Below are 20,082 nucleotides of genomic sequence, written 5' to 3' on the forward strand. Positions count from 1 at the left end.
GAGTACGGTACCGCATATCGAATTCACCAGTGTTTAGGAGAGTGGTTTCTAATGCTCGGGAGGTCCCTTTGACTGACGTATGGTTTGCCGGCGGCATGGTCGCGGATGGATCGGGTACCGACCCGGTCGAAGTCGACGTGTGCGTGAGTGGCGGCATTGTCACAGCGATCGGACAGGCGCCGTCGGGTTCGACGACAGTTGACTTGGACGGCATGCTTCTGACTCCGGGGCTGATCGATGCTCATGTCCACCTGGGTATTTCGAGTCCGATCCGAAGGCAATTCGGGTTTGAGCTCTCGGCAGCGGAACTGGCTGCGGGCATCTTCGCCACCGCGGGCGATGCCCTCGACGCGGGCTTCACCACGGTGCGAGACGTCGGTGGCATCGACGGCGGAGTCGTCGACGTTATTGCGAGCGGCAAGGTGCGTGGTCCGCGTGTCCTCTCGTGTGGTCCTGTGCAGTGCCAGACCGGTGGACACGGCTACTACGGGGCCGCATGGGAGCCGACCGAGCTGTGGAACATGCACCACATTCCAGGGCTCTGCGCCTTGTCCTTGATGTCGGGTAATGCCGACGAGCTACGACGCAACGTGCGCGAATCGTTCCGCCGAGGGGCCACATTTCTGAAACTGTGCGTCACCGGCGGTGTCGTCGGAGGCCATGACCGCCTCACCGACACACAGTTCACCGTCGAGGAAATCTCCGTGGCAGTGGAAGAAGCAGCGTCGCGCGGCACCTACGTCACGGTCCACGCGCACAACAATGCGGGCATTCGCAACGCAGTGCGGGCGGGAGTGCGGTGCGTGGAACACGGCACCGACATCGACGCGGAGACTGCCCAGTTGATGCGCGAGCATGACGTGGCTCTGGTCCCTACCTTCGCCGTGGTCGAGCAGTTGACGGACACCGAAAGCATGGACCTGGACCCGGCAATACGAGAACGTGCAGCCGGAGTGCGTCAACGCATGGCCAGAGCGCTCGCGGCCTCTCGCGCAGCAGGCCTGAGGATCGGCCTGGGCTCGGACCTCATCGGGCCGCACCAAAAGCGCCGAGGTGAGGAGTTGCGCTTGCGCGCGGAGTTGGAGTCGCCGATGCATGCACTCGTTTCGGCCACCAGCGTCAATGCCGACATTCTCGGTATCGGGAAAACCGTCGGGACTATCCGCGTCGGTATGCAGGCGGACATGGTTGCCTGGCAGCAAGACCCACTCCGAGACGCAAAGGTGTTCGCCGATCCGGACATGGCTGCTCTCGTCGTGAAGTCCGGAAATATCGTCAAGGGAGACGTTCGATGAGCGCAATGCTGCACGGATGTTTTGCAGACACGGAGTACTTCGAAATCACGGCGAAGTCGGGACACAGCTACGGCGTCTGGGTGACCACACCCCCCGGCTACGCGGACTCCACGGATCCCTTACCGCTGATCTACGTGATGGACGGCAACTGGGCTGTAGGTCTTACCGCCCCGCTCATCGTCACGCAGGCAGACCCGTACCTGACGGTCGCCCCGTACATCCAGGTCAGTGTCGGATATGCCGGTGAGGAAGCCGCCAACTGGGCACGGCTCCGCAACCGCGATCTCGTGCCGCCTGGGGAACCGGTAGGCGAAGAAATGATGGCTACTCTTGCCGCTGCTCGCGACTCTGGTGCAATGACCCAGGAGTACGTGGACGCCTACCTCGAGGAGCTGGCAGACACCCACGGGGACGTCTTCCTCGACTTCCTGACCAACGAACTCCACCCTCGCCTGTACTCGTCGGAGCTACGTGTCAGCGAGTCCGGGCACGGACTCTTCGGGTACTCGTACGGAGGCCTTTTCACCCTCTACGCATGGCTGCGCGACGCGCCCCCATTCGCGACCTTCGGTGCGGGTAGTCCCGGAGTTGTGAACGCCGACAGCCAGATCCACACACTGGTCGAGGCACTGCCCGAGCGTGGCGTGGGCTCAGTTGTGCCGCAGCTGCACGTCACGCTGAACGAAGCCGAACTGACTGGACCCATTCCGATCTATCGCGGACTGTCACGCAATGTTCTCGCCGTCGTGGAGCAGTTGCATGGGAAGGGACGGTCGCAGGATGTTTCGACCGCGTTGTTGCACGAGACGCACGTCACCGGGCTGCAGGCATCGTTCCTGAGCTACTTGAAGACCTGCCATGCACGTTAGCTCTCCGTCCCGGAGACGATGTGCCGCTGACACGTTCTAGGGCGATTTTCCGTAGACGCCGTTGAAGGAGAAGTCGGCTGTGGGTGTCCACCACGTGGTGGACACCCACAGCCGTGTCTATTCAGTTGTCGCGGCTATCGATTCTCCAAGCCGGACAAGACTTCTAACCCATGACCGTCCCGGTCGACTCGGCATTGGGTGCCCGAAGGCGGGAGAATGCGCCGAGGTCGATTTCGAGCCCGGTGTGCATCCCGACATAGGTCAGGGGATCAGCGTCGTGATCGTGTCCAGCTTCCACTTCGTCGATGATCCTGGACATGAGGCGCCCAGCGATGGGCGCATTTTTGAATTGGTTCCCGCTGGTGCCCATGGCGACGTAGAAACCTTGTCTGTCTGTCTTGTCGTAGATCGGGGTCCAGTCAGACGCTGCGTCGTACACGCCGGCAATACCTTTCGGTTGTGAAGGGACCTCCAGGGTGGGGAAACGCCTGGCGGCGCGGAAAACCTGCGCTTCGAATCGGGCAACAGTGCGATTCGGGTTTGCGGTATCAGGATCGTCGATCCACTCGAGCGGATCGCAATCCGGTTCGGTTCCGCCGACGAGGAAACCGTTTCCAGGTTCGGCTCGCATGTAGGTTCCGAGATCCAAATCGGCGATCATCGGGCCGAGGATCTCGTTTTCGTTGTACCCAGTGGGTGCGGTGACGTGATGGACTTCCTGACGCAAGGGCCGAACCGAAACCTTGAAGTCGGACCCGACATTCGACAGCTTGTTGAACGCTCCTGACCAGGGGCCGGCGGCGTTGACGACAATCTTGGATTTCACACTTTCCCCGTCGTCGAGCCCTAGCTGCCAGGTGCCGTCAGGCAACTGCTCGACTGCCACCACACGCGTGTTGTATGCGAATACCGCACCGTGCGAACGTGCTGCCGCAGCAAGATTCGCGGCTGCCAGTTGCGGGTCGTCGACGAACCCCGCCTGCGGTGTGTACAGCGCGCCGAGCGTGGTTTCCGCATCTGCGAAGAAGGACTCCGAGTCGACTGGCTTCGGTGGATAGTATTTACCTGCGTCGATACCGGGAATCTTTTCGACGAGTGTCGTTGCGTCCCAAAGTTGGTAGTCGATTCCGATCTTCTCGAACAGTCCAATCGTGCGCGCGTGGGGTGCGACGTCGACATCGAGCAGTGCCATCCCGCATTGCCGAAACTTCGCAAGCGCGCCGTCGACTGTCGCGTTGAGATGCTCGTTCCAGTTTTGCCAGCAATGCAGCGACTCCCAAGCCGCAGCCATACCGTCGAATGTGGAGTAGTTGAACCGGATAACCGCACTGGATGCACTGGTCGAGCCGTAGCCCGGACCACCAGACTTGTCGATGACCAGGACTTCGTAGCCTCGAGCGGCCAGTTCGTAGGCGATGGAGCTGCCGATCACTCCAGCTCCGACCACAACTGCATCGGTCTTGTCGGTAGGCACTTTCGGCCTCTCTTTCTACTGATGGCTTTGCCGGATCGAAAGCACAGCTGTTCGATCCGGCAAGCTTGGGTTCTGGTAATTCCGACGCCGTCGACTTCCTCTGGAGAGCTTCATCCCGACTTCTCGGATTCGGCTCTGCCTTAATGAATTTGGCACCTGAAAGTCCAGAGGTGTTCGTCGTCCTCAACTCTCTCGTGGCGGCCATCGGAACGCTATCGACAGCTGCGCAAAAAATCACAGCCGTGGCGCGTCCGTTGTCAGAAATGTTTCGTCGGGCTGCCCTGCGTGGCAGACCAGTTTTTCGTTTCCGGAATCCCTCGCCACAGAATGGGAAGTGCGATCAAAGCGATGGCGGTCGCGTAGAAGGCAGGCGACAGATCGCTTCCAGTGGCGTTGACCAGTGCTGCGCACACCAGCGGCGCAGTTCCTGCAAAGAGCGCATATGCGATGTTGTAGGGGATTGCCGTGCCGGTGAATCGAGCATGCGTCGGCATCATTTCGAGGATTACGAGCAAAGCGGACGCGAGTAGGGAAAGCGCGATGACCAGAGCAGCCAGTGCAATGGCAATCGCGAAAATGTTTCCGGTGCCGATGAGCATGTAGCTGGGCACCGAGACGAAAACTGACATCACCATGCCGATTCTGACGAGTGGCCTCCGGCCGATTCGGTCGACTGTGGCGCCGAAGAAGATGAACAGCGGTACTGCGAGAACCAAAGCGCCGGTTGTCATCAGCAGTGCAACCGTGCTCGGAACATCGGCTGAGAGAACCAGAAATGTCGGCATGTAGCCGAGCAGCATATGAGTAACGACACCGAGCGAGGCGAAGTACACGAAGGACGTGAGCAGAGTCCGCCAGTGATTGCGGAACAGATCTGCGAGTGGGCGGGTTGGAAGGGAATCGTTTTCTTGCATTTCCTTGAACGCCGGAGTCTCCTCGACGGCAAGCCTCATGAACAGGCCCACCATGGCGACAACGCCTCCGATAATGAACGGCCAACGCCATCCTCCGTCGGCGAAGTGCTCAGCGCCGACCGAGCTGAATGACAAGACTGTGACCGTGGCCAAGATGCTGCCGACAAATGACGAAGAGCTGATTATCCCTGCGTACAAGCCTCGGCGGTGGGACGGCGCATGCTCGACGACGAAGGTGGCAGCTCCGGTGTATTCGCCCCCGGCCGAGAATCCTTGAACCAAACGGCACAGCAGCAGCAACAGCGGTGCGGCAACACCGATCGAAGCGTACGTCGGTAGGAGACCGATTGCCGCCGTCGAGCAGCCCATGAGCGTAATTGCCAGGGACAGTGACCTCCGTCGGCCGAGGCGGTCACCAAGCCGTCCGAAGAATATGCCGCCGGCAGGTCTGGCCAAGAAGGCGACTCCGTAAAGAGCGAAGGTGGCAAGCAGTGCGCCACTGCCGAACTCCGGAGGGAAGAACACTGTCGCGAGAACTGCGGCAGTGAAACCGTAGATCGTGAAATCGAACCATTCGACGATGTTGCCTGTCGCGCCGGCAATCAGGGCCCTACGGCGCGCCGATCGACGTCCGGGTGACGTCTCGGTTTGATGCTCTACAGAAGCATTTGCTGTGCCGGTCATGATGATTCCTCTCGGGATCTGCTGAATAGCAACGGTTTTGCGACGTCACGGTGGCCGATGTCGTTCGGAGGCATGCGAAATTGAAAGAGGCCGACCGGACCCACGTTGATCTGGCGAACGGAGGTTGCGATCGATTCCGGATCAGGGACAACGCTTTCTCACGCGAGAGCGTGTCGGCTGGCTTCGACCCACAATGCAAATCTCACGGCTGCAACGAATCTCGTCGCTGTCGTGCAACCTGTCGTTGCTGGGTATGCCTGGTCGCGGGCCGAGCGAACACGTTCCGGGTCTCATGTGCTTCGGCATGTAGCGAGCTTATGGCGCGAAAGTTAGTTGCATCACTGTCATTCGTTAAAACTGTCGCGGACGAATTTAGTCATATGTTGCAAAACGGCGAGCGTGGCTCGTACAGTTCGACCATGGCCGGAGAACTACAGCATTTGGTGGATACTACCGGGCGACGACTGGACCGTTCCGTTGCGATCGACGATGCACAGATCCGTCTACTCGCGTACAACTCGCATGACAGTGCCGTCGATTCAGTCAGAATGAATTCCGTTCTACAGCGGAATGTTTCACGCGAGATTGTGGACTTCATCTACGCGAGTGGAGGCCGTGAAGCCCTCGATCTCTTCACTGTTCCCGTCAACGAAGAACTAGGGCTGACCCTTGGCCGGGTCGGGATGCCGATCCGGTACCGCAATGCGCTGCTGGGCTTCGTCTGGCTGTTGACTTCAGAGGGCGAAGTTGACGAGGATCAAGCCGAGGTCTTGAGGCGCACGGCTGATGCGGCGGCGATGATCCTTCATCGCGAACAGTTGCTGGACGAGTTGTCCCGAAGTCGGGAGCGGGAACTTACTCGAGACGTACTGTCTGGCGAGCGGTCGCTGCGCGAGGACGCGGCAAGCAGATTGGCTGATGAGGGCTTGATGGCTGCGGGTCCAGCAGTCGCGGTCACTATGTTGCTTCGTCCCGTGCACCGGTCGACATTGACCGAAAGAGATCGTCTGAGTGTTGCCGTCGGCGTCGATCAGCTTCGGCGGAGGCTCCCGCGGAACAGTGCAATCCAACTCGACCGCCCCGACCACAGTCTGCTGATCGTATCGGTGGCCGAACGCTCGACTCAAACCCATCTGGACTCGTTGATCGTGGCAGCCCGGGAGCGAGTCTTGTCTGAAAGTGGGCGCCAGAACATCGAATGTTGGGTTGGTATCGGTGAACTGCGAACCTCGGTTGCAGACGTGCGCGAATCCTACGAAGAGTCCAGACGCTCCGCAGATGTAGCCCAGGTCGTCAAGGTGCTCGGAAATGTTGTGCATTATCGGGATCTCGGCGTCTACGGACTTCTGGCCGAACTGTCGGAGGATCGACTCGAGAACAGTATTCACTCAGGTTTGCAGTCCTTGCTCAGCCATGAGGACTCAAAAAGTGAGGCTCTTCTCGCGACGCTGGAGAGCTTTTTGGACAATGCCGGTGACGTAAAGCGAACGTCCGAGGCGCTCTGTGTGCATCGAGGGAGCTTGTACTATCGTTTGCGGCGAATTCAGGAGATAACACGCGCGGACTTGGCAAACGGCGACGACCGGTTGGCATTGCATTTGAGTCTGAAAGTCGCGCGGTTGTTAGATCTCCGATGATCCCAACCGAGAAGAGGGGACTGCGGAAGAATCCAGCGGCTCAACGTAGTTCGGGGCTTTCGATCGTCAAGCGGGATGGTTCTGGGGTGGGAAAGGAAGCGCGTCGTACATCGGCCGGGGTGGGTTGGCTTGACCTGCTGAGACGTTCATACGTTTGATCGGGCACCTTCTATCCTCCTGTCGGCAGATGCGGCGGAGTGCAACTTTTTCGGGCATTGAAAGTGCAGAATCGTCCAGATGGGTGTCGAGCTGCGTGAAGAACGCGCGTTTTTGCAAACCGAAATGACGACGAATTTGGTCTGAGTTCGGTCCCCCGGTACGCAGATGTTTGCGCGCAAACTGGACTATTTGTTGCCGACTGCACACAGGGGATTTCGCGTCCATCCCGTTGGCTCCCTTTACGGTTGGATTGGATCAGATACCTGAGCCGGTGCGATTTTTACGCACCCCTTCACTGCAGGTCTGGTCTGATCTTTCCGAAATTGGAGTCGCGGAGATATATGCAGTTGTTCGAGATCGTTCCCCCGAAATTGAACAAACGCGCCCGACTGGATTGTGGCCATTGATGCTGCACGTCTAACCATTTGCTTGCTGCTGAACTGGCTGGTCAGTACGACACAGTATCGGTGATGTTGCCGGCCTAACGCCAAACGGTGAGATGGTTCTGCCAGGAGAACGACACGTTTTTGCCGGCATTCGAGACGACGACTCCGCGCGGATCAACCTCTGGGGGAAGGGGAACCGACCACATCATCTTTCCGTCGCGAGCCCGGATCGAATGCATTCCGGTGTAGTCGCTGAAGACGAAGTGGTCGCCATCGGTTACCCCGCTGCGAACCCAGTACGCGTCTTGCCAGGGCGTTTGCCACAACTGTCGGCCACTCTCGATGTCGAGACCCGAGATTGTGCGGGTCTCCGGCGACGTGACCAGGATTGTTTTTCCTACCACTGCGGCGATGGCGCTTCCCGTCCCGGCCATCGCGGTGTTGACGATTTGTGAACTGCGCCAAAGTTCGTCACCGGAATCCGGGTCGTAGGCGCCGTCGCCGAGAAACATCGGCAGGCCCGTCGAGGACTTACTTGGGTAGGACGACGATGAGTACGAGGGAATCGGTATCGCACGAATCGTGGATCCATTTGAAGCCAAGAGGTTTTGGGTTCCTACATAGCCTGATCTGCCTCCGACACTGGTGAGGAACAATCCATTCCCGGCCGGGACAAGCGAATCGCCCTCGAATCTGAATCGTTCGGCGCCGGAATCCAGATCGTAGATTCGATAGCGGTACTGTGGGTCCCCGCCATCGCCCTGTTCCATCGCAAAGACAGTGTCGGTGTGAGGGGCCGTGTAGACGGCCCCGAACTTCTCACTTGGTTCGAAGGTGCGAACGAAGTTGGCCGTTAAGTTGGTTGTGTTGCCGCTGGCGAGAATTCGTGTTCGAATCGTTCCGTCCATCCTTTCGCCGGACGTGTACACGGTGTCTCCGGTGATGACGGCGCCATTGAGATCGAAGTCGGTTCCGAGGTCGGACATAAGAGTTCCGGTCGCGGTATCTACAAAGATCATCCGTCGATCGCCCCAGCACGCGATGATCGTGGATTCGTTCTGCTGACTGCACTGGCCGATGACTCCGCCGATTCGCGTTTTCCACAGCGGACTTCCGTCGTCGGGATTCACACCGACCAGTGTGACGGCACCGACTCCCTGACTCGACGAAGACTCGTCGGTCTTGGGAAGGGGATAAGCAGTCGCGGCCACCAGCACGTCACCGACTTGGTACGTGTTGCCGTAGCCGTAGTAGCGATCGAGGCCGGAAGGCATCGACAGCAGTACGTCGCCGGAGTTGTCCGTGAGCGTTCGAACATCGAGTTCCCAAGCTTGTTGCGGAGGATCGGAGAGGTCCACGTCGACAACGCCCTGCTCGACGATCGGACCGCCTATCTTCTGCTTCGGCGAGGCCGCCTCACTGGAGTCGGAGAGTGCCGATACGACGATGAACGCGATCGCCACGATCAACGCCAGTCCGAGGGCGACCAGTTTCCAGTGTTCCTTCAACCGAAGCTGCATCGAAAGACCGTAACCGATCGAGCAAACTGATCGGTTCGTTTCGCGGACGGCCGGCTCGATGTCGACCTCGAAATCGATCCCACGGCCTACCGCGTCAGGGCCGGGTAGCGTTTGTCTCCGACCAAGAGACTGAGAACCGTCGCTGCGTAGTGAAAAACTTGGGGGGAAATTGCGGATCGTCCCTCGTTATCGCCGCCCGCTCAGGCACTCCAGGGACGCTATGGGCCGCACCGACCAAGTATCACCGTGACATCTTCGAGCCCACCCGGTGATCGCGGCACACCGGACCCGGACCTGCACAGCCCGCGCGTGGCGGAGGTCTTCGCTCAACTCTTCGACGCCCATGCCGCCGATCTTCGTCGCTACGTGTGTGCCCGAGCCGGCGAACATCATGCCGACGACCTCGTCGCCGAGGCTTTTGCCGTCGCGATCGATCGTCGATCCACCTACGACCCTAGCCGGGCTCCCGTTCGCGCTTGGTTGTTCGGCATCACCCACACCCTGCTCAGGGCACACTTTCGCTCCCAGGATCGCGCCGAACGCGCACTCGCGCGGGTACATGGCGAACGTGCCGTGTCCGAGACTGCGCCGGAAGACCTTGTCACGGCTCGGGTGGACGCGTCCCGCCGCCTCGAGGTGATCGCGTCGGCACTCGCCGAGCTGACGGAGGACGAACGCGACGTGCTGCTCCTCTCGTCCTGGGCCCATCTCGAGCCGGCTGAGATCGCGGAGATCCTGTCCGTGCCGGCCAGCACCGTCCGGTCCAGGCTGCACCGCACACGCACTCGCCTGCGGACTTTGCTGCTCGACTCCGAAAACCTCCAACAAGCCTCGGGAGAGAACTGATGCCGAATCGTCGGACCGATCCCCTGGACGACACGTTGCTCGAACTCCGCGATGCGCTCGACAAGCCGGACGTCGACGCCTTGGCAGCGATCCGGAATCGGGTCCTCGCCGACGCGGAAGCGGCCGAAAGTTCTCCGCCGGTACCCAGTCGCAGGTTCGCTCTGCGGCGCGTGCCCGCTTCGGTCTACGCCGGTGCCGCGGTGCTCATGGCCGTCTGCTTGGCTGCGATGCTGGTGCAGTTCACACCTTCAGAGCAGACAGGCACTACGGGTGGTGTGTCGCTGCCGGTGCCTTCCGTCGAACTCGCCTCCGCCGAACACGTCCTACAGCAAGCCGCGCGCTCTCTCGAATCGATCGAGATGATCTCCGTTCAACAGGGACCGTTTCGACTCGTCGAGGAGCACGCGTGGGTCCAACAGGGGATGGAGTACGGATCTCCCTACGAAGCAGGGCCCGACGCTCCACGCAACGGCTACACCTACCTGCTCGAAACCCGTTCGCAGCTATGGATTCCGGCAGACGAAACACAAGAATGGCTCGAGCGGCGGTCAACTGGCCAGTCGCGGTGGCTCGGCGGCACGACGCCGGAGAGTGAATCAGCTCTGTACATCGACGAAACCCGAAACGGGGAATGGCGTGCCCGCTGCGGCAGATTCTTCGACGACAATCGCGACAACATCAACTGCGTTCCGGACGACTGGGACGATCCCAACTTCTATCGGTCGCTGCCCGCTGACCCCGAGGGGTTGCTTCGATGGCTTCGCGACTACACGGCGCCGCGCGGTTCGACGCCGGAAGCGATGTTCCACATCGCGATTGAAATACTGAGAGCCGGCATGATGCCGCCTGACGTCAAAGCGCAGTGGTATCGCGCGATCGCCGGAATCGATGGTGTGGAGACCGTGGAACAGACCACGCTCGACGGTCGATCCGGAATCGCACTCGGGCTCAGCGGTGTTCACGAGCGTCGCGACTTGATCATCGATCCGGGAACCGGTGAGTTCATCGGTGAACGACGGGTCGCGGGCGCAACTCCGGAAGATCCTTGGATAGCCCCCGGCACCGTGTTGGGGACAAGTTCGATCACTGTCCGGCCGGTCGACGAATTGGGATCCGAATAGGGAACGTGCTCGGTGTGACGAAGTGTGGTGGCCTCGTACACACGAGACCACCACACCGACGGCGTCAGACGTAAGGCGAGTACGCCGGGAGATCCAACTGACCGTTGCCCGACAGCCCGATCACAATCACCTCGGGTTCGGTGACGGCGCGCGCGTGAGCGATGGCGCCGGCAACCGCGTGGGTTGATTCCGGAGCCGGGATGATCCCTTCGGCGCGGGCGAAAATCAGACCGGCCTGGAGCGCGTCGTCCTGATCGACGGCAATCGCATCCATGAGTCCGAGGTTGACCGCATGCGAGACCATCGGCGACATGCCGTGGTAGCGAAGGCCACCGGCATGGATCGCCGGGGGAACGAAGTCCTTACCCAGAGTGTGCATCTTGAGCAGCGGGGTGAGGCCGGCGACGTCACCGAAGTCGTAGCGGTACTCGCCCTGAGTGAGGGACGGGCATGCCGAAGGCTCGCAGGCGACCAGACGAGTCTTGGTGCCTTCGCGAAGGTTTCGTCCCAGGAACGGGAAGGTGAGTCCGGCGAGGTTGGAACCGCCACCGGCGCAACCGAACACGGTGTCGGGGACGGCGTCGCCGGCTTCTTCGAGCTGGACCATTGCTTCCTGACCGATCACGGTCTGGTGAAGCATGACGTGATTCAGCACGCTACCGAGTGAGTAGTGCGTGTTCGGATCCTGCGCAGCGACCTCGACGGCCTCACTGATCGCCATACCAAGCGAGCCGGTGGTGTCGGGATGCGACTTCAACAGTGCGCGTCCGGCTTCCGTCAGGTCGGAAGGCGACGGGTGACAGATTCCGCCGTACGCCTCCATCTGGATGCGTCGGTACGGCTTCGAATCGAAGGAGGAGCGAACCTGCCACACCTCGACGTCGAGTCCGAGCAGTGCGCCCGCGAACGACAGCGACGCACCCCACTGGCCTGCGCCGGTTTCGGTGGTGAGCTTGGTGGTTCCTTCGATCGCGTTGTAGTACGCCTGCGCGACAGCAGTATTCGGCTTGTGCGAACCGACCGGGCTCACGCCTTCGTACTTGTAGTAGATGCGAGCAGGTGTGCCCAGAGCGCGCTCGAGTCGGTGCGCACGGAACAGGGGAGAGGGCCTCCACATGCCGTATATCTCGCGAACCGTCTCCGGGATCTCGATGTAGCGCTCGGTTGCGACTTCCTGCGCAATGAGGTTCATCGGGAACAGCGGCGCCAAGTCCTCGGGGCCGAGCGGCTCACGAGTGCCCGGATGCAGGTGCGGGGGAACGGGCTCGGGGAGGTCAGCCGCCAGGTTGTACCAGTGCGTCGGCACTTTCGACGGGATGGAGACGCCCAAAGGCTCGAGCGAACGGTTGAGTGGGGTGGTGGTCAACTAACTCTCCTTCGTGGATTCGGTACCTGATCTTGGCGGTCGTAGCGACGACGCGTACGGCATTTGCCGGATCGGGGATCCTGGAGAGGAGCCTGCTGGACCACCCGATGTCGGTCCGGGCAGCACGCAGTTGCGGCTGACCGTCAGCGGTCGGGCCACCAGAGGTGCGCAGTGAGCAGGGTCACGAGCCGATCGTACATCGGTACTCGCACCCTGCTCACGTCGGGCGCGGCTACATTTTCGCCATCCTCCGTCGGCTCAGCGACATTTTCGCCATCCTCCGTCGGCTCAGCGGAAAATCATGCACGTCGTAGTTCCGTGCGCCACCAACTTGCCGTTCTTGTCCAAGACCTTGCCCTCTGCCGTCGCGGTACGCCCGCCCACGTGAATGACGCTGCCGTGGGCTGTCAGTTCGTCACCGTCGAGAGGCACCGTGCGGATGTAGTTGAGCTTGAGTTCGAGGGTCGTGTAGCCGACGCCGGCCGGAAGCATCGTGTGTACCGCGCAGCCCATGACCGAGTCGAGCAGCGTTGCGCAGATTCCGCCGTGGACAGTGCCGAGCGGGTTGCTGAAATCGGCACGCGGGGTCAGGGCGAAGCTCACCGATCCCTCGTTGACCTCGCGCATCTCCATGCCGAGGAGGCGTCCGATGCTGGGGCGGTCGTTGACCTGCGTTCCCATCCAGCGGAGAAGTTCGAGGCCTGTCATCTGCGCCGGATCGACGGTTGCGGTTGTCTCGTCACTCATTGTTTCATCCCATCACTATGTAGGTCGTCATACATAACGTAGCGTATGAGTCGACAGGTGTACCGACGGCCGAAGGATCTGTGACATGGCAGAGCTGAGCTCACGTGATCGCATGATTCGTAGTGCGGTCGAACTGATCAGCCGCAACGGTGTCGATGCGACATCCTTCAGCGACGTCATCAAGCACAGCGGCGCGCCCCGTGGGTCGATTTACCATCACTTCCCCGGCGGCAAGACCGAGCTGATGGTCGAAGCCGTGCGCGCGGCTGGTGCGATCATCACCAGACGAATCAGCTCGGCTGCGGCCACCGGTTCCACTGCCGACGTGATCGAAGCGGTCGGAGACATCTGGCGACTCAATCTCACGCGCTCGGACTTCGCGATCGGCTGCCCGGTGATTGCCGGCGGGTTGGCACGCGCCAGTGAGCCAGAAGTCGCGGAAGTATCGGCTGAGGTCATGCTGGGATGGCAGAAGTTGATCGAATCGCAACTCGAAACTGCGGGTTATCCTGCAGTGCAAGCAAAGTCGATGGCAAACCTGACGATCACGTCGGTCGAAGGTGCAGTGGCGGTGTGCCAGACGACTCGAAGTATCGAGCCGCTCGAACAGGTCATCGCTTCACTGCAGGGGCTCTCTCGTTCTGAGGCTTGGTCCCGCTGAGCCTTCGGGGGTTGACTTCGGCCATCAAGTATCCGTAACTTCATGTAACGGCTAATTAGGCAGGAGTAGGCGATGACACATTGGTTCGACCTCGAACCGGTCGGTGTCGATTTCTTCGACACGGCACCGCATATCTTCACGTACTCGATCGACCTCGCCGCCGAACCTGATGCCGTCTGGGCCGGTCTGACCGCCGACGAGCCTTTGTCGTGGTGCCGACTGCTCACAAAAGTGCACTACACCTCGCCGCGCCCCTACGGCGTCGGCACGCGCCGAATCGCGGAGGTGGGCGGTGGCGCGATGCAGATGCGCGAAAAGTTCATCACCTGGGACGACGAAACGCGTCGGCACTCGTTTTACGTCGAACAGTCCAATGTTCCGCTGTTCCAATCCTTCGCGGAGGACTACCGCGTCGACGAGCTCGCAGTGGGTTCGAGATTGCAGTGGGATTTTGCATTCTCGCCGCGTCCGAAGCTGTCGCTCGCGGTGCGCGGCGGGCTACCGGTCAACTCACTGATCTTCTCGAGCTTCGTGCGCGATACCAAGCGGCACTTCGGTTCTGCGCCACGCCATTGACTTTCTTCCCTTCATGCGAGAGGCATCCATGACCACGCTCGGAGAATCGTTGACTTTGCCCTGTGGGCAGATACTGCGGAATCGCACGATGAAAGCTGCGCTCAGCGAGGCTCTGGGTGACCGGACTCATGGACCGTCCACTCGCTTGGAAACGCTGTACGGTCGTTGGGGCAGTGGCGGGTTCGGATTGCTCGTCACCGGCAATGTCATGGTCGATCGATCGCAGATCGCCGAACCGGGCAACGTCGTCGTCGACGACGATCGTGATGCCGAAGCGCTGACTGCCTGGGCCAAGACTGCCAAGAACGGCGGCGCCGAGATCTGGATGCAGCTGAACCACCCAGGGCGGCAATCCAACCCGATCGCCAGCAGAGGTCGACCGGTCGCACCGAGCGCGATTGCGCTGAAGATTCCGGGAATGGCGACGCCGCGAGAACTCTCGACTGCTGAGATCGAAGGGATCGTCGACAAGTTCGCGGAAACCGCTCGCGTCGCCGAGTCCTCCGGATTCGGAGGCGTGCAGATACATGCCGCGCACGGTTATCTTGTTGCGCAGTTCCTTTCGCCGTTGTCCAATCAGCGGACGGACGAGTGGGGTGGAGATCCCGAGCGTCGACGACGCTTTCTGATCGAAATCGTTCGGCGCATACGCTCTACCGTTGCTCCGGGATTCGCGGTGTCGGTCAAACTCAACTCGGCTGATTTCCAGCGCGGCGGATTCTCGGAAGACGAGTCGCGAGAAGTAGTACGCGCGTTGACCGAAGAGTCGGTCGACCTCATCGAGATCAGCGGTGGCAGTTATGAATCGCCGGCCATGATGGGCAAAGCACAGAAGCAGAGCACTCGCGATCGAGAGGCTTATTTCCTCGAGTATGCCGAGACGGTTCGAGCGATTGCCGGCGACATTCCGTTGGCGGTCACCGGCGGCTTCCGCTCGCGATCGGCGATGGTCGAGGCGCTCGCTTCCGGCGCGTGCGACGTGATCGGTCTCGGCCGGCCGACGATCACGATTCCCGACGCGGCAACCGTTCTCCTGGAATCGAATCGGGAACGATTGATCGTCCCGACTGTGGAGTTCGGAGCGCGGAAGTTGTTGGGGAAGGTTGCCGACATCTCGATGCTCGACGGTGCACTCGACCTGCAGTGGCACACCGATCAGTTGCATCGAATGGGTGACGGCAGCGAGCCGGATCCGGCTCGGCCGTGGTGGAAAACCCTCGGGACCATGGTGAGGCGAAACGGAATCGATGCGCTTCGCCCCACCAAACGAGCGGCTTGATCAGTTCGGTGCACCGATGTTGAGTTCATCGGGATGCGCGCCGACGCGGGTACCGTCGTCGAGAGTGTCGATTTCGCTCAGATCGAGATCAGTGAGTTCGAAGTCGAATACGTCGATGTTCTGAGCGATCCGGGCGTCATGCACTGATTTCGGGATGACGATCAGGCCGTTCTGCAGGTGCCAACGGATCAGGACCTGCGCGGCAGTCTTGCTGTGGCGGTCACCGATTCGAGTGATGATCGGATCGGTGAGCAGCGTGTTGGGCTTCGATGCCTTACCCCAACCCGCGTTGCTGGTACCGCCGAGTGGGCTCCACGATTCGACCTTGATTCCGTGCTCGGCGGCCTTGTCGCGGATCGCGTGCTGCGTGAGGTGCGGATGCAGTTCCACTTGATCGACTGCCGGCAACAATCCGCCGCGATCGACGAGAAGCTGCAGATGATGCGGCTCGAAGTTGCACACCCCGATTGCCTTCGCGCGGCCCGATTCCGCGATCTTTTCGAGCGCGTCCCAAGTGCGGAGGAGTCGGTCGTTGTCCTGCAGTGGCCAGTGGATCAGATACAGATCGACGTAATCGACGCCCAGCTTGTCGATGCTGCTGTCGAAAGCCTTCAACGCCGGCTCGTAGCCCTGATCTGCATTCCACAGCTTCGTGGTGAGGAATATGTCCTCTCGCGCGACGGACGAGTTGGCGATACCTCGTCCGACGCCCTCTTCGTTCCCATATGCGGCAGCGGTGTCGATGTGCCGGTAGCCGGCGTCGTCGAGAGCGAACCGCACTGCATGCTCGGTTTCGTCGTTGGTGGCCTGCCAGACTCCGAGGCCGAGTTGCGGGATCGTGGTTCCGGAATTCAGCGTGATGTCAGGATTGCTCATGGATCAAGGCTAGCGATCTCGAGCTTTCCTTGCCTGGGTCAGAGCCGCCTGGGTCAGAGAGTCGTAGCCGAGTACCCGTGTGCCGCTGCAACACTGTCGGACAGGAGCAGGCCGTCGTGTGTGCTCAGTCCTGACCCCAGGCCGGGAACTGCCGTGACCGCGTCCTTCCACCCCTTGTCTGCCAATGCGACGACGTACGGAAGCGTCGCGTTGGTGAGCGCGTACGTCGACGTACGGGGGACGGCTCCGGGCATGTTCGCAACGCAGTAGAAGACGGAACCGTGAACCTGGTACGTCGGATCGGCGTGCGTGGTCGCGTGTGAATCCTCGAAGCAGCCGCCCTGGTCGATGGCGATGTCGACCAGTACAGAACCCGGCTTCATGCGCGCCACCAGGCTGTTGGAGACGAGAGTCGGCGCCTTCGCCCCGGGGACCAGCACTGCGCCGATGACGAGGTCGGCGTCGAGTACTGCCTGTTCCAGTTCGAGGCCGTTGGACGTGATCGTCTTGACCTGGCCGTGGTACAGCTCGTCGATTTCCCGCAGGCGCGCGATCGACAGATCGAGAACGGTGACGTCGGCCTGCATGCCGTAGGCCACGGCGATGGCGTTCTTGCCGGAGACGCCAGCACCGATCACCACGACCTTGGCGGGGCGCACTCCGGGGACGCCGCCCATCAGCACTCCGCGTCCGCCGCCGTGACGCATCAAGTGGTAGGCGCCGGCCTGCGGCGCAAGGCGTCCGGCTACTTCGCTCATCGGTGCGAGAAGGGGCAGTGAACCGTCGGAACCGACAACGGTTTCGTAGGCGATGGAAGTGGTCTTCGAGGCCAGGAGTGCGTCGGTGCATTCCTTCGACGCCGCCAGGTGCAGGTAGGTGAAGAGCACCTGATCCTTACGGAGTCGCGAATACTCTTCTGCAATAGGTTCTTTGACCTTCAGGAGCAGATCTGCGTCTGTCCAGACCTGATCGGCGGACCCGAGGATCTGCGCGCCCGCGGCCTTGAAATCCTCGTCACTGAACGAGGAGCCGACGCCTGCGCCCGTTTCGATGACGACCTCGTGCCCTCGGCCGACCAGTTCGTGGACGCCTGCTGGGCTGATAGCCACGCGGTACTCGTGGTTTTTGATTTCGCGGGGGATTCCGACCTTCATGACACGGCTCCGAACTGAGTCTGTTGTTTCTTCGAATGGCAGGTGCCAAGCATGAAGTTTCGTCGTCAGATAGTGAAGAGAAGTGAAGATAATTCTCTAGGCTGTATTCATGGTGCGCGAAAGTTCAAAAATCGGTATTCAGACGGCCGCCTCGCCGAAGCATGTTCGGGCTGCCGTGAAGTTGGACGAGGTCGACCGGGTTCTGCTCGAAGAGCTGGCGAAAGACGCGAGGATTCCGAACAATGCGCTGGCCGCGATCGCGGGAATTGCGCCGTCGACTTGCCTCGGCCGTGTGCGCGCCTTGGTGGACAACGGCGTGATCAGGGGATTTCACGCGGACATCGACCCCGCCGCTCTCGGAATGGATCTGCAGGCGATGATCGCAGTTCGACTGCAGGCCAACGCACGGTCGCACCTCAACCGGCTCGGCGACGATTTCGCCAAGCTGGACTCGGTGCTCAACGTGTACTTCGTTGCCGGTGTCGACGACTACATGCTGCACGTCGCAACGACGGATTCGGCGCAGTTGCGTGACTTCGTCGTCAACAATCTCTCGGCACATCCAGCGGTTGCTGCGACCGAGACGATTCTGATCTTCGAACACGTCAGGCCTCGAGGCGGTACTGCCTGATTAGTTCTCACCTGATGGCGGGTCGACGCCCGGACCAGGCGTTCTCGAGGAGTTCGCTCAGGCCCGGCGGGGTGATCTCACGCGGGTTCGGATACGCGGCGGAGGTGGCGAATTCGACTGCATTTTCGATTTGATCGTGACTCATTCCCAGTTCTTGCAGAGTGGTCGGTCCGCCGCACGCGGTGACGAGGTCGAAAACGCCGGTAGCGGCATCGGATGCGCCCAGAGTAGTCGCTATTCGCGACATCACATCCGGGACAGCAGGCGCGTTGAATGCCATTGCGTGGGGGAGGACAACGGTGTGGGTGGGAGCATGCGGCAAACCGAAGCTGCCACCGAGGGTGTGGCACAACTTGTGATGAAGCCCCATACCGACTGTGCCCAAGCAAGTTCCGGCCAACCAGGCCGCTTGCAGTAGTTCGGCCCTACCTTCCAGATTTTTCGGATCATCGACAATGCTCGGCAGCGCACGGGCGATCCCGGCGATCGCCTCGATCGCCATCAAGTCCGTGATCGGGTTGGACTCGGTGGAGTACAACGCTTCAACCGCATGCGCCATCGCGTTGACGGCGCTGGTGACGGTGGTATCCAGCCGCAGATCGAGAGTGAGGTCGACGTCGTAGATGACGGTTTCGGGTCTGATGTGGGGAGAGGAGCGAGTTGTCTTGCGTCCGTTCTCTGTTTCACCCAACACCGGAGTGACTTCTGATCCCGCGTACGTTGTCGGAACGACGATCTGATCGAACCCCGCTCGTAGTGCCAGTGCCTTGGACAACCCGGTTGCCGAACCGCCGCCGATCGCGACGACCGTGTCGACGTGATGGTTCTCGGCAAGTCTCAGCGCGGCTGTCGTGACTTCGATCGGAGTATGCATCACAGCGCCGTCGAAGCGGACCACCGCCATGTCGCCGAGAGATTCGGTCACGGCGGCGGCAACCGCGTCGAGTCGACGACTTGCCAGCACCATCACTCGGCTACGGCCGAGCCGCCGCACTTCTTCGGCGATCGTATCGATCATCCCTTGGCCGAAGACAATTCGAGCCGGTGAAGCGTCGTACGAGAAGGGCTTCATGTCATCCCTGCGAAACGGTGGCGTGCATTTCCCAGACGATGACCTCTGCCCCGGTATCGGAGCTGAGCTGCTGACCTCCACCGCCGGATACTCGCACCGCGTCACCTTGTTCGAGCACTCCGACGCCTTCCATGGCGGCATGACCGTCGGCGACAAAAACATGCAGGAACGGTGCGTCCGGCAGGGTCACAGGTTGTCCGGGTTGCAGACGCGCAACGTGCATCGCGGCGTACTTGTTCTTGATCCGGATTGCCGAGTGATCGGCGTACGCGTCCATGCCCGACGCGACGGGAACCAGTCCACCGGCAAGCAATTCGGCGTCGATCTCCAACTGCTCGTATCCGGGCGTGATTCCGGCCTCGTCGGGGACGACCCACATCTGGATGAAGTGAACCGGGTCGCTGTGCTTGTCGGAATGCGCACCCGCCACGTCACCGAGTCGCCACGAATCGTTCTTCTCCGAATGCAGGATTCCCGTTCCAGCGCTCATCCGCTGGGCGAGACCGGGGTAGATGACGCCCGAATGCCCCATCGAATCCTGATGTACGAGAGAACCTCTCAGTACCCAGGTGACGATCTCCATGTCCTGGTGCGGGTGGGTGTCGAATCCCATTCCGGGCGTGACGATGTCGTCGTTGTTGACCAGGAGAAGACCGTGGTGAGTGTTCTTCGGGTCGTAGTGATTGCTGAACGAGAACGAGTGCTTCGAGTCCAGCCAGCCGGCATTGGACTTGAAGCGATCCCCGGATCGACGGATATCGAGGTTCGGCTGCGACAGAGTGGAGGTCATGGTGTGCCTTCCGAATGGTGTGGGG

18 protein-coding genes are annotated in these 20,082 nt (G+C 60.9%); 9 read left to right on the forward strand and 9 right to left on the reverse strand.

The genetic code is table 11. The features are described 5' to 3' along the window. Positions 1–68: 68 nt before the first annotated feature. On the forward strand, positions 69–1,295 hold the full coding sequence (locus tag RA302_RS04150) for an amidohydrolase family protein (RefSeq protein ID WP_225320273.1): 1,227 nt from the start codon (positions 69–71) through the stop codon (positions 1,293–1,295). After that, a complete protein-coding gene (locus tag RA302_RS04155; protein WP_166501836.1) occupies positions 1,292–2,164 on the forward strand; it encodes an alpha/beta hydrolase-fold protein in 873 nt (290 codons plus the stop codon). The genes RA302_RS04150 and RA302_RS04155 overlap by 4 nt, the downstream gene beginning before the upstream one ends. 163 nt (positions 2,165–2,327) lie before the next feature. Here RA302_RS04155 and RA302_RS04160 read toward each other — a convergent pair whose 3' ends face one another. After that, positions 2,328–3,638: an FAD-dependent oxidoreductase gene (locus RA302_RS04160; RefSeq protein ID WP_166501837.1), complete on the reverse strand. Its 1,311-nt coding sequence runs from the start codon at positions 3,636–3,638 to the stop codon at positions 2,328–2,330. A 257-nt stretch (positions 3,639–3,895) separates the two neighbouring features. Then, positions 3,896–5,236, reverse strand: coding sequence for an MFS transporter (locus RA302_RS04165; protein WP_166501838.1), 1,341 nt, complete (start codon positions 5,234–5,236; stop codon positions 3,896–3,898). Between the two features lie 80 nt (positions 5,237–5,316). On the opposite strand from RA302_RS04165, the gene RA302_RS04170 reads away from it, so the two are divergent. Beyond that, a complete protein-coding gene (locus tag RA302_RS04170; protein ID WP_243617284.1) occupies positions 5,317–6,873 on the forward strand; it encodes a helix-turn-helix domain-containing protein in 1,557 nt (518 codons plus the stop codon). A 640-nt stretch (positions 6,874–7,513) separates the two neighbouring features. Here the strand turns inward: RA302_RS04170 and RA302_RS04175 are convergent. Then, positions 7,514–8,938 (reverse strand): PQQ-binding-like beta-propeller repeat protein, encoded by a 1,425-nt coding sequence (locus RA302_RS04175; RefSeq protein WP_166501839.1) that lies wholly within the window; start codon positions 8,936–8,938, stop codon positions 7,514–7,516. A gap of 246 nt (positions 8,939–9,184) precedes the next feature. Between RA302_RS04175 and RA302_RS04180 the strand changes: the two genes are divergently transcribed. Then, positions 9,185–9,784, forward strand: coding sequence for a sigma-70 family RNA polymerase sigma factor (locus RA302_RS04180; RefSeq protein WP_019746930.1), 600 nt, complete (start codon positions 9,185–9,187; stop codon positions 9,782–9,784). Then, the gene (locus tag RA302_RS04185; protein ID WP_166501840.1) at positions 9,784–10,905 is read left to right on the forward strand and encodes a CU044_5270 family protein; all 1,122 of its coding nucleotides are present in this window, start codon (positions 9,784–9,786) and stop codon (positions 10,903–10,905) included. Before RA302_RS04180 ends, RA302_RS04185 begins: the two co-directional genes overlap by 1 nt. 64 nt (positions 10,906–10,969) lie before the next feature. Here RA302_RS04185 and RA302_RS04190 read toward each other — a convergent pair whose 3' ends face one another. Together RA302_RS04190 and RA302_RS04195 are read right to left on the reverse strand one after the other, a co-directional pair. Then, complete coding sequence (locus RA302_RS04190; RefSeq protein ID WP_003945451.1) at positions 10,970–12,271, reverse strand: TrpB-like pyridoxal phosphate-dependent enzyme; 1,302 nt, start codon at positions 12,269–12,271, stop codon at positions 10,970–10,972. 288 nt (positions 12,272–12,559) lie between these two features. Beyond that, positions 12,560–13,018, reverse strand: a complete 459-nt coding sequence (locus RA302_RS04195) for a PaaI family thioesterase (RefSeq protein WP_003945940.1) — start codon at positions 13,016–13,018, stop codon at positions 12,560–12,562. An 85-nt stretch (positions 13,019–13,103) separates the two neighbouring features. Between RA302_RS04195 and RA302_RS04200 the strand changes: the two genes are divergently transcribed. The 3 genes from RA302_RS04200 (at position 13,104) to RA302_RS04210 (ending at position 15,534) form a co-directional block, all read left to right on the forward strand. Then, positions 13,104–13,679: a TetR/AcrR family transcriptional regulator gene (locus RA302_RS04200; RefSeq protein ID WP_007734151.1), complete on the forward strand. Its 576-nt coding sequence runs from the start codon at positions 13,104–13,106 to the stop codon at positions 13,677–13,679. A gap of 72 nt (positions 13,680–13,751) precedes the next feature. Continuing rightward, on the forward strand, positions 13,752–14,255 hold the full coding sequence (locus RA302_RS04205; RefSeq protein ID WP_030534740.1) for an SRPBCC family protein: 504 nt from the start codon (positions 13,752–13,754) through the stop codon (positions 14,253–14,255). Positions 14,256–14,283: 28 nt separating this feature from the next. Further along, positions 14,284–15,534, forward strand: a complete 1,251-nt coding sequence (locus RA302_RS04210; protein WP_069146995.1) for an NADH:flavin oxidoreductase/NADH oxidase family protein — start codon at positions 14,284–14,286, stop codon at positions 15,532–15,534. Here RA302_RS04210 and RA302_RS04215 read toward each other — a convergent pair whose 3' ends face one another. After that, positions 15,535–16,410: an aldo/keto reductase gene (locus RA302_RS04215; RefSeq protein ID WP_019746934.1), complete on the reverse strand. Its 876-nt coding sequence runs from the start codon at positions 16,408–16,410 to the stop codon at positions 15,535–15,537. A gap of 53 nt (positions 16,411–16,463) precedes the next feature. Then, complete coding sequence (ald, locus tag RA302_RS04220) at positions 16,464–17,564, reverse strand: alanine dehydrogenase (RefSeq protein ID WP_166501842.1); 1,101 nt, start codon at positions 17,562–17,564, stop codon at positions 16,464–16,466. Positions 17,565–17,673: 109 nt separating this feature from the next. Between ald and RA302_RS04225 the strand changes: the two genes are divergently transcribed. After that, the gene (locus RA302_RS04225; RefSeq protein WP_019746936.1) at positions 17,674–18,195 is read left to right on the forward strand and encodes an Lrp/AsnC family transcriptional regulator; all 522 of its coding nucleotides are present in this window, start codon (positions 17,674–17,676) and stop codon (positions 18,193–18,195) included. A gap of 7 nt (positions 18,196–18,202) precedes the next feature. On the opposite strand, the gene RA302_RS04230 is transcribed toward RA302_RS04225, so the two are convergent. After that, entirely contained in the window at positions 18,203–19,267 is a 1,065-nt protein-coding gene (locus tag RA302_RS04230; protein ID WP_338479519.1) for a maleylacetate reductase, read from the reverse strand. Between the two features lies 1 nt (position 19,268). Further along, positions 19,269–20,057, reverse strand: a complete 789-nt coding sequence (locus tag RA302_RS04235) for a pirin-like bicupin family protein (RefSeq protein WP_166501843.1) — start codon at positions 20,055–20,057, stop codon at positions 19,269–19,271. Positions 20,058–20,082 lie beyond the last annotated feature (25 nt).

Source organism: Rhodococcus sp. DN22 (assembly GCF_036669995.1).
GTDB classification, from domain to species: domain Bacteria; phylum Actinomycetota; class Actinomycetes; order Mycobacteriales; family Mycobacteriaceae; genus Rhodococcus_F; species Rhodococcus_F erythropolis.